The 14,453-nt window shown below is 76.0% G+C and carries 10 protein-coding genes; 7 read left to right on the top strand and 3 right to left on the bottom strand.

Translation table 11 applies throughout. The features are described 5' to 3' along the window. Positions 1-32 precede the first annotated feature (32 nt). The 4 genes from AB5970_RS14615 to AB5970_RS14600 are packed head-to-tail and all read left to right on the top strand — an operon-like array spanning position 33 to position 6,382. Entirely contained in the window at positions 33-3,020 is a 2,988-nt protein-coding gene (locus AB5970_RS14615; protein ID WP_370504669.1) for a hypothetical protein, read from the top strand. A gap of 21 nt (positions 3,021-3,041) precedes the next feature. Further along, positions 3,042-4,283, top strand: coding sequence for an MFS transporter (locus tag AB5970_RS14610; RefSeq protein WP_370504668.1), 1,242 nt, complete (start codon positions 3,042-3,044; stop codon positions 4,281-4,283). Between the two features lie 28 nt (positions 4,284-4,311). After that, positions 4,312-5,547, top strand: a complete 1,236-nt coding sequence (locus AB5970_RS14605; RefSeq protein ID WP_370504667.1) for an endo-1,4-beta-xylanase — start codon at positions 4,312-4,314, stop codon at positions 5,545-5,547. Positions 5,548-5,551: 4 nt separating this feature from the next. Continuing rightward, positions 5,552-6,382 (top strand): TrmH family RNA methyltransferase, encoded by an 831-nt coding sequence (locus AB5970_RS14600; protein ID WP_370504666.1) that lies wholly within the window; start codon positions 5,552-5,554, stop codon positions 6,380-6,382. Positions 6,383-6,398: 16 nt separating this feature from the next. On the opposite strand, the gene AB5970_RS14595 is transcribed toward AB5970_RS14600, so the two are convergent. The 3 genes from AB5970_RS14595 to AB5970_RS14585 are packed head-to-tail and all read right to left on the bottom strand — an operon-like array spanning position 6,399 to position 8,162. After that, the gene (locus tag AB5970_RS14595) at positions 6,399-6,965 is read right to left on the bottom strand and encodes a YbaK/EbsC family protein (protein WP_370504665.1); all 567 of its coding nucleotides are present in this window, start codon (positions 6,963-6,965) and stop codon (positions 6,399-6,401) included. Continuing rightward, positions 6,962-7,486 carry a YbhB/YbcL family Raf kinase inhibitor-like protein gene (locus AB5970_RS14590; RefSeq protein ID WP_370504664.1) on the bottom strand — a complete coding sequence of 175 codons (525 nt, stop codon included), beginning with the start codon at positions 7,484-7,486 and terminating at the stop codon, positions 6,962-6,964. The genes AB5970_RS14595 and AB5970_RS14590 overlap by 4 nt, the downstream gene beginning before the upstream one ends. A 7-nt stretch (positions 7,487-7,493) precedes the next feature. Then, positions 7,494-8,162, bottom strand: a complete 669-nt coding sequence (locus AB5970_RS14585) for a Pr6Pr family membrane protein (protein WP_370504663.1) — start codon at positions 8,160-8,162, stop codon at positions 7,494-7,496. A gap of 200 nt (positions 8,163-8,362) precedes the next feature. Here AB5970_RS14585 and AB5970_RS14580 point away from each other — a divergent pair, with 200 nt between their 5' ends. From AB5970_RS14580 to AB5970_RS14570, 3 genes are read left to right on the top strand one after another with little or no spacing between them, the layout of a single operon-like run. Continuing rightward, on the top strand, positions 8,363-9,172 hold the full coding sequence (locus AB5970_RS14580) for a hypothetical protein (RefSeq protein WP_370504662.1): 810 nt from the start codon (positions 8,363-8,365) through the stop codon (positions 9,170-9,172). Beyond that, positions 9,169-10,887 (top strand): DNA polymerase Y family protein, encoded by a 1,719-nt coding sequence (locus tag AB5970_RS14575; RefSeq protein WP_370504661.1) that lies wholly within the window; start codon positions 9,169-9,171, stop codon positions 10,885-10,887. Before AB5970_RS14580 ends, AB5970_RS14575 begins: the two co-directional genes overlap by 4 nt. Beyond that, complete coding sequence (locus AB5970_RS14570) at positions 10,880-14,452, top strand: error-prone DNA polymerase (protein WP_370504660.1); 3,573 nt, start codon at positions 10,880-10,882, stop codon at positions 14,450-14,452. Before AB5970_RS14575 ends, AB5970_RS14570 begins: the two co-directional genes overlap by 8 nt. Position 14,453 lies beyond the last annotated feature (1 nt).

The following is a 14,453-nucleotide window of genomic DNA, read 5'->3' as shown; positions in this document are numbered from 1 at the left end:
GTCGCGCACCAGCGAGCTTGCGGGGGGACGCCATGGCTGCGGAACGGTCGCCTCGCCCGGTCGCGCCCGCGGATCCCGCGGTGCTCGAGCTGCGGATCCACGGGATCGGCAACACGCCGCCGCAGGGGATGCTGGGCGTCGACGCCGACCAGATCGTGCGCGCGAGCGGCGACCGGGCGGCCAGCTTCTGGACCACGAAGGACCCGACGGCCGCCGGGGGTTCGGACCGGCGCCGGGTCGAGGCGTACTCGTGGGGCGCGCTCGCCCGCGCCAGCTCGCTGCCCGGGCTGGGGTTCGTCGCCGGCGTCGGGCAGGCCGTGATCCGGGCCGGGTGGGCGTTCCTCATCCCCTTCGGCGTGGCCAACGCGGCGTACTGGGCGAGACGGCTGCCCGAGGACGCGCGTCGGCGACGCGGCGCGGGCCGCCCGGCCGTCGACGTGTCGGCCCCGCCCTTCGGCGCGGCGGCGGTGCGGCTGTTCTGCCTGCTGCTCAGCCTGCTGCTGGTGGCCACCTTCGCGGTCGCGTCGATCGACGTGGTCGGCACGCAGTGCTTCGGCCCGTCGAGCACCGTGACCACGACCCTCGTCGACAGCGCGGGGCACACCGCGCAGCGCGAGACGACGTCCCGGCTCGTCTGCTCCCACCTGCCGGCCGCGGTCCGCTCGATGGCCGGGATGACCGACGGGCAGCGGATCGCTCTCGCCGCCGTGGTCCCCGCGCTGCTGCTCGTCCTCCTCGTGCTCCTCGCGTGGAGCGGCAGCGTCCGGTTCGACCAGCGCATGTCCGTGACCCGGGCGACCACCCCGACGAGCACCGAGGCGCACACCTGGGACGTCCCGGTGCTCGCGCGCACGGGCTTCTGGCGCACGTCGTCGCACGCCCGCGCGGACGCCTCCCTGCACGTCGCGGGCGGGCTCGCGCTGGTCGCCGCGCTGCTCGCGCACCAGCGCATGACGGCGCCGGCCGGCGGGGCGGCCCTGTGGCCGTGGCGGGTGCTGCTCGCGCTGGCCGTGCTGCTGCTCCTCGCCGTCGCCGTCCGTGTGGTCGGGGTGACGTCGGGCTACCCCGACGTCGACGGCGACGGCCCGCCGTCCCAGCGCCTGTCGACGCCGCCACCGACCCCGCCCGCGCTGCTCCGGCTCCCGTGGGTGCCCATCCTGCTGGGGGCGTCGATCGTGCTGCTCGTCGCGATCCAGGCCGGTCTCGCGGGGGCCGGGGACTACCTGCCGGGCGCGGACCCGGGGCGGCTCTCGCCGACGTCGATCGCGTCCGACACCGTGGTCACCGGCCTGGTCGGCCTTCTGGTGCTCCTGTGCGTGGTCGGCATCGGCCTGCGGCGGGGCGTGCCGGGGCGGACCTGGTCGTGGCTCGGCGCCGGTGCGGCCCTGGCCGCGCTGTGCTCGGCGCTGCTGGCGCACGGCGGGTCGACGCCCGCGGCGGTGGTCGCGGCGTGCGTCAGCGGCGCCCTCGTGGTCGCGCTCTGCACGGTCGTGCTCACCGCCCGCGGGGATGCGGTCGAGCGCCCGTTCACCGGCTGGGCGGGCACCGGGCCGGCGGTCTTCCTCGCCCTGTCCGCGGGTCTGGCCGTGCTCATGAGCAGCGTGATCGTGGTCGGCCTGGCCGCCGTGCTGGATGCTCCCGCCGCACCGACGTGCGTCACGGCCTGCGTCGCCGGCGCGGCGCCGGGGGACACGCTCACCACCCCCCGCGGCGCGCAGACCACGGTCACCGGGCTGCACCACGTGCTCGCGGTCCCGACCGTCTTCACCGCCTCGGGCTACGCGACGCTGGCGGTGCTCCTGGGGCTGGCGATCGCGGCCGGCGTGGCGATCGTGCGCGGTCTGACCGCCGGTCGGCTCCCGGTGCGGCCGGGCGGGCAGTTCGAGGCCGTCGGCGGGCTCAGCGCAGTCGGCCAGGACGTGGTGCTCGGGGCGCGCCGCGCTGGCGCACTGGTGCAGCGCGCAGAGATCGTCGTCGGCGCGCTCGCGGCGCTGCTCGGGGCCGCGCTGGTCGCCGTCCTGCTCACCGCGGTGGCCGTCGCCGCGGACGTGCGCGCGCAGGACTTCCCGCCCACCTGCCGCATCGCGTGCGACAGCACCTCGTTGCGGACCGTGGTGGCGGCGCTGCTCGCCGGCCTCGTCGCCGTGATGGCGGGGAACGTGGTCGCCGGTAGTCAGGCGGGCGCGGCGCGGCCGTGGGGGTTCCTGTGGGACCTGCAGTGCTTCCTGCCCCGGGCCGCGCACCCGTTCGGGCCGCCGTGCTACTCGGAGCGGGTGGTGCCCGAGCTGCGGCGGCGCATCGACGACTGGCTCGAGGCCAAGGACGACGGCGCCCCCGTGGGCGCGCGCCTGCAGGACCCGACCAAGCGCGTCGTCCTCTCGGCGCACAGCATGGGCGCGGTCCTCGCGGTGTCGACGCTGTTCGCCCGCTGGGACGCCGGCGCGCAGCGGATGGGCTCCGCCACGATCACGGCGTCGACGGACGCCCGCATCGCGCTGCTGACGTACGGCACCCAGCTCCGCCCGTTCTTCGGACGGTTCTTCCCCGAGCTGTTCGGGCCCGGCGTGCTCGGCACGCGCCCCTGCCTCGCGCCGCGCCTGATCGCGCGGGACCCCTGGGTGGAGGACGGCCGGGTGCCCCTGCCGACGGAGCCGGAGGCCGTGAAGCGCGCCCGGCCGACGGACCCGCCGCCGCTGAGCCTGCTGGACTCGCTCGGCGGGCGCGCGGCCCCGCGCTGGCTGAGCCTGTGGCGCCGCACCGACTTCGCCGGCTTCCCCGTCGACGCCTACACGATCGGCCCGCCGCGCAACGCCGAGGAGCCGCAGCCGCCCGAGTGGCCGGAGCCGCCGCTGGTGCCCCGTCGCCCGCCCGCGGGGCCGCCACGGCCGGCGCGGCCGATCGACCGGATGGCCGGCGAGTTCGACGAGGACGCGTACATGTTCGTCGCCGCGCGGCACTCGGACTACCCCCGGTCGGCGGCCTACCGGCGGGCCATGGACGACCTGGTCGAATCGATCTGATCGAACCCCTACGCTCGGGCCATGACCCTCCCCGACGCCGAGCGCACCGGCCTCGAGCGCGACCGGATGACCATCGCGTTCTACGGCGGTTTCGCCGTGTGGGGATGGCTCCTCTACAGCTTCAACCCCAGCGTCCCGCTGCTGGCCGACGAGCTGGGCATCTCCGACGCGCAGGCCGGGCTGCACGGCACGGCGATGGCCGCCGGGGGGATCCTCGCCGCCTTCGCCACCCCGCGGCTGGTGCGGGGCCGCGGCCGACGGCCCACGATCCTGCTCGCGTGCGCGCTCGTCGCCGTGGGTGCGACGGGGCTGGTGACGGCGCCCGCGCTCGGCTGGAGCCTGCTGGCGATGGTGGTGCTGGCGGTGGGTGGCAACGTCATGGTCAGCGCGGCGCAGGCCGGTCTCGCGCTGCGGCACGGCCGCAAGGCGTCGGCCGCCGTCACGGAGGGCAACGGCGTCGGGTCGTCGATCGGGCTGGTCGGCCCCCTGGCCGTCGGGGTCTGCGTCGCCGTCGGGTGGGGGTGGCGCCCGGCGGTGCTCGTCACGGCGGTGCTCGCGATCGCGACCGCGGTTGCCGTGTCCCGCATCCCGGTAGGCGGCGCCATGACACCCGCCCGCGCCGCGGGTGAGCGGGCGTCCGCGGCCCCGCGCGTCCGCACGGGGAGCCGCCTGCCGGCCTGGTGCTTCTTCGTCACGCTGGTGGCCGGGATCTCGCTCGAGTTCGCCACGACGTACTGGTCCACCGGCCTCGTGCTCGAGCAGACCGGTGCCGGTGCCGGTCTCGCCGCCGCCGCGACCGCCGGGCTGGTGGCGGGCATGTCCGCGGTCCGGTTCGTGGTCGGCCCGCTCTCCCTGCGGGTGGCGCCGGCCCTGCTGCTCGCGGCCGCGTTCGTCGTGGCGATCGGCGGGTGGGCGATCCTGTGGACCGCGACCGCGCCGGCGGCGGCGATGGTCGGGCTGGTGGTCGCCGGCTTCGGCTACGGCGCCCAGTACCCGCTGTCGGTCGCGCTCCTGCTGGCCACGGCGCCGGGTCGGGCCGATGCCACGCAGGGTCGCGTCACCTTCGTCGGCAGCCTGGCGGTCGGTGTGGCGCCGTTCGCCCTGGGCGCGCTCGCGGACGAGTTCGGCACGCACCGGGCCTTCCTCGTGGTGCCCCTGGTCGCGCTGGTCGGCGCGGTGGCGGCGGTGGCCGGGGGGCGCGCGCTGCGCCGGCCCGACCTCCTGGCCGCGCGGCTCGACCTCGGCGTGGCGGCGGATCGATAACGTTTTCCACCGTGGCAGGCTGGGCGTCATGCCCACGCTGAGCCACCGGCGCGCCGACGCCGTCGTCACCGTCCTCGGCCCCGACGGCCGCCCGCTCGCCGACACCGAGGTGGTCGTCGCGCAGGAGCGGCACGCGTTCCTGTTCGGCAACATCGGGTTCGACTTCGTCGCGCTCGCGGGCGGGGAGCAGGCCGAGCCCTCCGCGTTCGGCGGCGCCTCCGTCGGCTCCGCGGCCGCGCTGGCCGACCTGTGGTTCGACGTGTTCAACGCTGCGACGCTGCCGTTCTACTGGGGCGGGTTCGAGCCGGTCCGCGGGCACCCCGACACCGCGCGCCTGCTCGCGGCCGCGCGGTGGTTCGTGGACCGCGGCGTCGTCGTCAAGGGCCACCCGCTCGCCTGGCACACCGTCGGCGCACCGTGGCTGCTCGACCTCACGACCGACCAGGTCGCCGAGGCGCAGGACGCCCGGATCCGCCGCGAGGTCGCCGACTTCGCCGGCTTGATCGACACCTGGGACGTGATCAACGAGGTCGTGATCATGCCGGTGTTCGACAAGGAGCCGAACGGGCTGACGCGGCTGGCCTGGGAGCGCGGTCGGATCCCGACCATCCGCCTGGCGTTCGACGCCGCCCGCCAGACCAACCCGTCGGCCACGCTCCTGCTCAACGACTTCGACATGTCCACCGCGTACGAGTGTCTGATCGAGGGCGTGCTCGAGGCCGGCATCCCGGTCGACGCGATCGGCCTGCAGAGCCACATGCACCAGGGCTACTGGGGCGAGGAGAAGACGCAGCGGATCCTCGACCGCTTCGCGCGCTTCGGGCTGCCGCTGCACCTCACCGAGACCACGCTGCTGTCCGGCGACCTCATGCCGGCGCACGTCGTGGACCTCAACGACTACCAGGTGCCCGCGTGGCCCTCGACCCCCGAGGGCGAGGCGCGGCAGGCCGACGAGCTCGAGCGGCACTACCGCACGCTGCTCGCGCACCCCGCGGTGCAGGCGGCGACGTACTGGGGGATCACCGACGAGGGCGCGTGGCTCGGTGCGCCGGCGGGCCTGGTGCGGACCGACGGCACCCCCAAGCCCGCGTACGACGCCCTGCGGCGGCTGGTCAAGGACGAGTGGTGGCTGGCGCCGACGAGGCTGCGGACGTCGTCGTCGGGCCGCGTGCCGGTGAGCGGGTTCCTCGGGACCTACTCGGTCGACGGGACCCCGTTCCCGCTCGAGCGCGACGGGGAGGTCGTCGTCCGGCTGGAAGGATGAGCGCGTGCCCGTCGCCTCCCTGCAGCCCGTCACCGACCCCGCCGACGAGCGCCTCGCCGACTACGTCTCGCTGACCGACGTCGCGCTGCGCTCGCGGCAGGAGCCAGCCAAGGGCCTCTACATCGCCGAGAGCTCGACCGTGCTCGGCCGCGCGCTCGCCGCCGGCCACCGTCCGCGCTCGATCCTGCTGTCGCCGCGCTGGCTGCCCGACCTCGAGCGGCTGCTGGCCGGCCTGCCCGCCGACGACGTCGAGGTCCCGGTCTACGTCGCCGAGGAGCCCGTGCTCGAGGCCATCACGGGCTTCCACGTGCACCGCGGGGCGCTGGCCGCCATGCACCGGCCGGCCCTGGAGCCGGTGGCGTCGCTGCTCGCCGGCGCGCGGCGGGTCGCGGTGCTCGAGGACATCGTCGACCACACCAACGTCGGCGCGGCCTTCCGGTCCGCCGCGGCGCTCGGCGTCGACGCGGTGCTCGTCACGCCCCGCTGCGCCGACCCGCTGTACCGGCGCTCGGTGCGCGTCTCGATGGGGACCGTGTTCCAGGTACCGTGGACCCGCATCGACCCGTGGCCCGAGGGCGTCGCCGCGCTCCGCGAGGCCGGGTTCGTCACCTCGGCGCTCGCGCTGTCGGACGACGCGATCACGCTCGACGAGCTGGTGGCGGACCCGCCCGCCCGGCTGGCTCTCGTGCTGGGCGCCGAGGGGCACGGGCTCAAGGCCCAGACGATCGCCGCCTGCGACCGTGTGGTGCGGATCCCGATGGCCGGCGGGGTGGACTCGCTCAACGTCGCGGCCGCCGCGGCGGTGGCGTTCTGGGCGACGCGGGTGACGTCCTGACGCGTCCGGTCCGGGGTCAGCCGAGCGCGAGGCCGTCGACGACCTCGACGCCCGGTGCGCGCGCGAGGAGGGCGCCGGGCAGGGCGAGCTTCGACCGGCGCACCCCGCTGCCGATGATCACCGTGGGTCCGGTGTCGGGGTCGTCCGTCGCGATGCGGGCGTCGACGAGCACGCGGTAGCGCCCCGGCAGGCCGAGCGGCGTGATGCCGCCGTACTCCATGCCGGACTCCTCGACGGCGCGGTCCATCGGCAGGAACGAGGCCTTGCGCACGTCGAGCAGCCGCTTGACGGCGTTGTTGACGTCGGCGCGCGTGGTGGCGCGGACCACTGCCGCGGCGACGCGTTCCTCGCCCTCGCGGCGGCCGGCGACCAGCACGCAGTTGGCCGACGCTGCCGGCGGGAGCGCGTAGGCCTCGGTGAGGGCCGCGGTGTCGGCGAGGCCGGGGTCGATCTCGGTGACCAGGACAGCGTCGGCGACCGCCGGGTCGACCGCGACCCACGCCTCGATCGCCGTCCTGGTGGACGGCGCGAGCAGCTCCGGGAAGTCGAGCGCGCGCACCCAGGTCAGCGTGCCGAGCGTCACCGCTGGTAGGTCCCGACCAGGACCGCGCGCGCGAGCGCGTGGAAGACCACGGCGGTGTTCGCGGCGCCCGGCATCGTGTCCGGCCCGACCCCGAGGGACGGCACGTCGAGGGCGTGCACGACGAAGAAGTAGCGGTGCACCTGGTCGCCGGGCGGGGGAGCGGCGCCGCGGTAGCGGGCCTCGCCGTCGTCGCCGCGCAGGGCGAACGCCCCGGCGGGCAGGTCGGCCCCCCTGGCCAAAGAGGTGGTCGTCGTCGGGACGTCGACCACCGTCCAGTGCCACCAGCCGGCGGGGCCGGGGGCGTCCGGGTCGAAGCAGCTGACCAGGAAGGACCGCGTGCCCGCGGGGAACCCCTCCCAGGAGAGCTGCGGCGAGACGTTGCGGCCGGCGTCGGTGTTGGTGTGGACGTCGGGCAGCCGCTCGCCGTGCCGGAAGTCCTCGCTGGTCAGCGTGAAGGCGGGCACCGACGGGAGCAGGGCGTAGGGGTCGGGGGCGACGGGACGGGTGAGGTTCACGGCCATGGCGTCATCATTCCGCGGGGACCAGCGGCGCGCGCGGGGTCGGCTCGGGGACGCGGCGGCCGATGATCGGCTGCGCGGGCAGGAGGCGGTCGATGCCGACGAGCGCGAGGCCGAGGACGAAGAAGCCGATGCCGTAGATGACCACGTTGAGCAGCAGGCCGCCGTAGCCCAGCTCCGAGACGTCGATGAAGCCGTACGGGTAGGCGCTGCCGGGGCTCAGCACCCCGCGGACGGTGGTGAACGCGCAGTACGCCACCGGGTAGAGCAGCCAGTACGCCGCGTTGCGGATGCGCAGGCGGCGGTGCGGGACCATCAGCAGGTAGTGCACGAACGCCGCGATCGGCGTCAGGCGGTGCACCAGCTGGTCGTGCGTGAGGCCGAGCGCGACGACCTCCTCGCCAGGCGGCGCGGGGTCGAGGATGAAGTACGAGACGAGCCCGGTGATGAGGATGAAGAGGGTCACCGCGCCGAACAGCCACGGCGGCGGCTCCACGCGCCGGGCGAGCACCGTGAGGCCGCCCCAGAGCATGACCACGGCCAGCAGCAGGTTCGACTGGTTGGTGAAGTAGACGTAGTCCTCGATGTCGAACGTCACCCCGGTGCTGGGCGCCCAGAAGAGGGCGAGGAACGTGATCGCCGCCAGCGCGAGGCGGTAGATCCCGACGACGACTCCCATGACGTGCCTCCTGGTGACGTGCCCACGCCGGCCACGCTGCCGGGCGACCAGAAACCTAGCCGAGACCTGCGACGTCGCGCCGTGGGCACGCCGCGGATTGACACCGTCGGGGATGTCAGCGTGTACTGAGATACTTCGAACAGATGTTCGATGAAGGTCTCGAGAGCACCCTCTCATCGGCCGATCGAGAGGAGGTCCGCATGTCCGTCGACGCCATGTCGCGCGAGGACCGGGTCATGCTCGCGCGGGCCGCCCTCGCCCGTGCCGAGCAGCGCACCGGGGCGCGCAGCGTTCTGCCGCTCGAGGCGGTCGCCGTCCCGGTGCCCGTCGCGCCGCCTCTCGTCGCGCTGGTCCCGGACCTTCCACCCAGCCCGCCCGAGCAGCCCTCCACGGGGATCATCACCAGCGAGCGGCCGGCCATGGCGGTGCCGCCCCCGCTGGTGCCGATCCTGCCCGAGGGGCTGCGCCGCGGCGGGACCACCGTGGTCACGGGGTCGACGTCGCTGGTGCTCGCCATGCTCGCGCACGCCTGCGCCGGCGGGGCGTGGGCGGCGGTCGTCGGCCAGCCGACCGTCGGCCTGCTCGCGGCCGCCCAGGCCGGGGTGGCGCTCGACCGGCTGGCCGTGGTGCCGCGGCCCGGCCTCGAGGCGCCGACCGTGGTCGCGGCGCTGCTCGACGGGGTCGACGTGGTGGTCGTCGGGCCGGAGGTGGCGCTGACCGACGCGGAGCGCCGCAAGCTGTCCGCGCGCGCCCGGGACCGCGGGTCCGTGCTGCTGTCGACGCGCGACTGGCCCGGCGCCGGCGTGGTGCTCACGGTCGAGTCGGGCCGGTGGACGGGGATCGACGCGGGCGAGGGACGCCTGCGCACGCACGAGATCCGGCTGGTGCGCACCGGGCGGGGGAGCGCCGCCGTGCCGCGCGCGCTCGACCTGACCCTGCCGATCGGCTCGACCGCTCCCGTGGTCGTGCAGGCGGCCGCCCCGACCGCCGGGCTGAGGCTCGTCGGATGAGCACGCGCACGACCGTCCTGTGGGTCCCGGACTGGCCGGTGGTGGCCGCGGCGACGTCCGAGGAGGTGCCGCCGCACCAGCCGACCGCCGTGCACGACGGTCGCCAGCTCACCGCCGTCTCCGCCCTCGCGCGGGCGGAGGGCGTGCGCCGGGGGATGCGCCGCCGGCAGGCGCAGGGGGTCTGTCCCGAGCTGGTGCTGCTGGCGGCGGACGACGCGCGCGACGTGCGGATGTTCGAGCCCGTCGCCGCCGCGGCGGAGACGGTGGTGGCGGGCATCGAGGTGGTCCGCGCCGGGATGCTGCTGCTGCCCGCGGGCGGGGCCAGCCGGTACCACGGCTCCGAGGACGCCCTCGCGGAGAAGCTCATCGACGCGGTCGCCGCCGGGTCGGGGCACGAGTGCGCGGTGGGCACGGCGGACGGGCTGCTGGCCGCCGTGCTGGCGACGCGGACCGGTGCGGTGGTGCCGCCCGGGGCGTCGGCGGCGTACCTGGCCCCGCGCGGGGTGAGCGAGCTGGTGCACGCGGCGGTCACGGACGAGGCGGCCTCCGCGGTGGCCCAGCTGGTCGACCTGCTGCACCGCCTGGGGCTGCGCACGCTCGGGCAGCTCGCCGCGCTGCCGCCCACCGACGTGCACGCGCGCTTCGGGCGGCTGGGCGCGTGGGCGCAGATGCTCGCGCGCGGCGACGACGAGCGGCCGCCCGCGCGTCGCCGGCCGGAGGCCGACCTGGAGGTGGCCACCGACCTCGACCCGCCGCTCGACCGGGTCGACTCCGCGACGTTCGCCGGGCGGCGGCTGGCCGAGGAGCTGCACGCGCTGCTCGTGCAGCACTCCGTGACCTGCGGGCGGCTGCAGATCGCCGCGCGCACCGACGAGGGCGCCGACCTGGTGCGCACCTGGCGCACCGACCTGGGCGGCTGGGGCGGCCTGACGCCGGCGCGGATCACCGACCGGATCCGCTGGCAGCTGGAGGGCTGGCTGGCGACGAGCGCGGTCGAGACGGCCCGGGCACGGGCGGCCGACGACCCCGCGGCCCGCGCCCGCACGCGGACCGCCCGTGACGCGGTCGCGTCGGGCCGGGACCCGTGGGCGCACGACGACCTGCCCGCCGACCAGTGGCACGACGAGGACTCGCGGGTGGTCACGCTGGTCCACCTGTCGGTGACCGCCCTCGACGTCGCGCCGGCCGGCGCCGAGCAGGGCCGGCTGTGGGGCGGGCCGTCCGGCGGCGACCTGCGGGCGCACCGGGCGCTGGACCGGGTGCAGGGGATCGTCGGCGGGGCGGGGATCCTCGTGGCCACCCTGCAGGGCGGGCGTGACGTGCGGGACCAGGTGCACCTGCGGCCGTGGGGCGAGCAGACCGAGCCGGCGCGCCCGGTCGACCGGCCGTGGCCGGGGCGGCTGCCCGACCCTGCGCCGGCGACGGTGCTGGACCCGCCCGAGCCGGTGGACGTGCGGGACGCGGCGGGCGTGCCGGTGGTGCTCGACGTGCGCAGCGGGATGCGCGGCGAGCCGGCGTGGGTGCGGTCCGCGGCCGACGGGTCGCGCGCGGTCGTCGGCTGGGCCGGGCCGTGGCTGCTCAGCGAGCGCTGGTGGGCCGCCGCCGACGACCGCCCGGGTCTCCGGGCGCACCTGCAGGTGACGTTCGACGACGGCCGCGCGGTGCTCCTGGCGTGCACGGCGGGCGGGTGGACGTGCGAGGCGACCTATGACTGAGAGCTTCCCGCCGCGCTACGCCGAGCTGCACGCCCACTCAGCCTTCAGCTTCCTCGACGGCGCCAGCCAGCCGGAGGAGCTCGCGGCGGAGGCGTCGCGGCTCGGGCTGCGCGCGCTCGGGCTCACCGACCACGACGGGCTCTACGGCGTGGTGCGGTTCGCGCAGGCGGCCAAGGCGGTCGGGCTGCCGACGGTGTTCGGGGCGGAGCTGCACCTGCCCGCGCCGGACGGTCGTCGGCACCCTCGCGAGAAGGCGCGCACCACCCCGGGACCGCCGGTGCTCGACCTGCCGACGGGCATCCCCGACCCCCGGGCGTCGCACCTGCTCGTGCTCGCGCGCGGCCCGGACGGCTACCGCGCCCTGTCCCGCGCGATCGCGGAGGCGCACCTGCGGACCGGCCAGAAGGGCGCCGCCGACTACCGGCTCGACGAGCTCGCCGCGACCGCCGCCGGGCAGTGGCTCGTGCTCACGGGGTGCCGCAAGGGGTCCGTGCGGCGCGCGCTCGCGGGTGGGGACCCGTCGGGCGTGGCGGGCGTGAGCGCGACGGGGATCGCGGCCGCGCGGACCGAGCTCGACCGGCTCGTCGCGCTGTTCGGGCGCGACAACGTGGCGGTCGAGGTCACCGCGGCGGGGGACCCGTACGACTCGGACCGCGCCGACGCGCTCGCGCACCTGGCCGCCGACGCCGGCCTCCCGCTCGTCGCCACCGGCAACGTGCACTACGCCACCCCGCGCGACGCCGACCTGGCCGCCGCGCTCGCCGCGGTCCGCGCCCGGTCCTCGCTGGAGGACCTGGACGGCTGGCTGCCGGGCGGGCCGATGGCGCACCTGCGGTCGGCCACCGAGATGCTCGCGCTGCACCGCCGACACCCGTCCGCCGTGGTGACGGCGGCGGACCTGGCGGCCGAGTGCGCGTTCGACCTGTCGCTCGTCGCGCCGCAGCTGCCGCCCTACCCGGTGCCGGCGGGCCACACGGAGGCGACGTGGCTGCGCGAGCTGGTCCGCCGCGGCGCGCTCGAGCTGTACGGGCCGCCGGAGCAGGAGAAGGTCCCCGGCGCGTACGCGCAGCTGGAGCACGAGCTGCGGGTCATCGAGGACCTCGGGTTCCCGGGGTACTTCCTCGTGGTCTACGACCTGGTCGACTTCTGCCGGCGCAACGGGATCATGGCGCAGGGCCGCGGCTCGGCCGCCAACTCCGCGGTCTGCTACGCGCTGCGGGTCACCGCGGTCGACGCCGTGCGGCACGGGCTGCTGTTCGAGCGCTTCCTGGCCCCCGAGCGCGACGGGCCGCCGGACATCGACGTCGACATCGAGTCCGCGCGGCGCGAGGAGGTCATCCAGTACGTCTACGAGAAGCACGGACGTACACATGCCGCGCAGGTGGCCAACGTGATCTCCTACCGGCCGCGGTCGGCGGTCCGGGACGCGGCGCGGGCGCTCGGCTACGACGCGGGACAGCAGGACGCGTGGGCGCAGTCGATCGAGCGGTGGGGGAGCCTGCGCTCGACCGCGCCGGCGCCGCCGCCCGAGAAGCCGTCCGCCGGGCCGGGTCGGAAGGCTCGCCCGCACACCGGCCACATCGGTCCACTGCTCACCACGGCGCGCGAGGACCGGCGGCGCACGCAGGCCTCGATGTGGGGCAACACGTGGGAGCCGCCGTCGGTCCTGCGCGCGCCGAAGGGGGTGGACACGCCGGGCCTCGCCACGGCCGACGGGCACGACGTGGTCCCCGCGGTCCGGCCACCGTCGGCCAGCGACCTCGACGAGATCCCCGAGCAGGTCATCGACCTGGCGGACCGGTTCCTGCGGCTGCCGCGGCACCTCGGCATCCACTCGGGCGGCATGGTCATGTGCGACCGGCCGGTCATCGAGGTGTGCCCGGTGGAGTGGGCGCGGATGCCGGGGCGCACGGTGCTGCAGTGGGACAAGGAGGACTGCGCGGACGCGGGACTGGTGAAGTTCGACCTGCTCGGCCTGGGCATGCTCACCGCGCTGCGCATCGGGTTCGGGTTCGTGCGCGACCACGAGGGGCAGGAGCTGGACCTGCACGGGCTGCCCGCCGAGGACCCGCGGGTGTACGACCTGCTCAGCGCCGCGGACACGGTCGGGGTGTTCCAGGTGGAGTCGCGCGCGCAGATGGGCACCCTGCCGCGCCTGCAGCCGAGGACGTTCTACGACATCGTCATCGAGGTCGCGCTCATCCGGCCCGGTCCCATCCAAGGAGGCTCGGTGCACCCGTACATCGAGCGCGCGCACGGTCGTCAGCCGGTGACGTACCTGCACCCGCTGCTGGAGAAGTCGCTGGCCAAGACCAAGGGCGTGCCGCTGTTCCAGGAGCAGCTCATGCAGATGGCCATCGACGTCGCCGACTTCACGCCGGCGGAGGCCGACCAGCTGCGCCGGGCGATGGGCTCCAAGCGGTCGACCGAGCGCATGGAGGCGATGCGGGGCCGGCTGATGTCGGGCATGGCCGGCCACGGGATCGACGAGAAGACCGGGGCGGAGATCTTCGACAAGCTCAAGGCGTTCGCCGACTTCGGCTTCCCCGAGTCGCACGCGTACTCGTTCGCGTTCCTGGTCTACGCCAGCGCGTGGCTGAAGGTGTACCACCCGGCGGCGTTCTACGCGGGCCTGCTCGCGGCGCAGCCGATGGGGTTCTACTCGCCGCAGAGCCTGGCCGCTGACGCCCGTCGGCACGGCCTGGAGGTCCTGCGCCCGGACGTCCAGGCGTCCGACGTGCTGGCGGTGGTCGAGCGGCTCGGCCCGACGCCGCCCGGCGGCGAGCCGCGGCTGGTGCCGACGCCCAGCGGGACCGGACCCGTCACCGCGCCGGGAGTGCGCACGGGCGACGGCGCGCGGTCGCTCGCGGTGCGGCTGGGGCTGTCGTCCGTGCGGTCGGTGGGGGAGGACGTCGCGCAGCGGGTCGTCGACGAGCGGCGCGCGCACGGCCCGTTCGCGGACCTGCGGCAGCTGGTCCGGCGCGTGCAGCTGTCGACCGCCCAGCTCGAGGCGCTCTCCACCGCGGGGGCGCTGGACAGCCTCGGCGTCACGCGCCGCGAGGCGCTCTGGGCGGCCGGCGCGCTGGCGCAGGAGGGGCCGGACACGCTGCCGGGGGTCTCCGTGGGGGTCAGCGCGCCGATGCTGCCGGGGCTCAGCGACGTCGAGATCGCCACCGCGGACGTGTGGGCCACGGGCGTGTCCGTCGACTCCTACCCGACGCAGTTCGTCCGCGACGGGCTCGACGCGGCCGGCGTCCTGCGGGTGGAGCAGGCGTATACGCACGAGATCGGTCGGCGCGTGGCGGTCGCCGGCGTCGTCACCCACCGCCAGCGGCCGGGGACGGCGGGCGGGATCACGTTCCTGTCGCTCGAGGACGAGACCGGGCTGCTCAACGTCATCTGCTCGGCGGGGCTGTGGCAGAAGTTCCGCAAGGTCGCCCGCACGTCACGCGCCCTCGTCGTCCGCGGCAGGCTGGAGAGGTCGGACGGGGCGACCAACCTGGTGGCCGAGCACCTGAGCGCGATGTCGCTGAAGGTCCGGACGGCGTCGCGGGACTTCCGCTGAG

The sequence above is a fragment of the Cellulomonas sp. ICMP 17802 genome (genome assembly GCF_041295535.1).
In the GTDB taxonomy this organism is placed as follows: domain Bacteria; phylum Actinomycetota; class Actinomycetes; order Actinomycetales; family Cellulomonadaceae; genus Cellulomonas.
The sequence above is the reverse complement of the archived record's forward strand: the minus strand, read 5'-3'. Positions and strand labels throughout refer to the sequence as shown.

Bases quoted from the DNA above. Each gene is read 5' to 3' on its own strand.
- AB5970_RS14615 (WP_370504669.1), top strand. From the start codon at position 33: ATGGCTGCGGAACGGTCGCCTCGCCCGGTCGCGCCCGCGGATCCCGCG.
- AB5970_RS14610 (WP_370504668.1), top strand. From the start codon at position 3,042: ATGACCCTCCCCGACGCCGAGCGCACCGGCCTCGAGCGCGACCGGATG.
- AB5970_RS14605 (WP_370504667.1), top strand. From the start codon at position 4,312: ATGCCCACGCTGAGCCACCGGCGCGCCGACGCCGTCGTCACCGTCCTC.
- AB5970_RS14590 (WP_370504664.1), bottom strand. From the start codon at position 7,486: ATGGCCGTGAACCTCACCCGTCCCGTCGCCCCCGACCCCTACGCCCTG.
- AB5970_RS14585 (WP_370504663.1), bottom strand. From the start codon at position 8,162: ATGGGAGTCGTCGTCGGGATCTACCGCCTCGCGCTGGCGGCGATCACG.
- AB5970_RS14580 (WP_370504662.1), top strand. From the start codon at position 8,363: ATGTCCGTCGACGCCATGTCGCGCGAGGACCGGGTCATGCTCGCGCGG.
- AB5970_RS14575 (WP_370504661.1), top strand. From the start codon at position 9,169: ATGAGCACGCGCACGACCGTCCTGTGGGTCCCGGACTGGCCGGTGGTG.
- AB5970_RS14570 (WP_370504660.1), top strand. From the start codon at position 10,880: ATGACTGAGAGCTTCCCGCCGCGCTACGCCGAGCTGCACGCCCACTCA.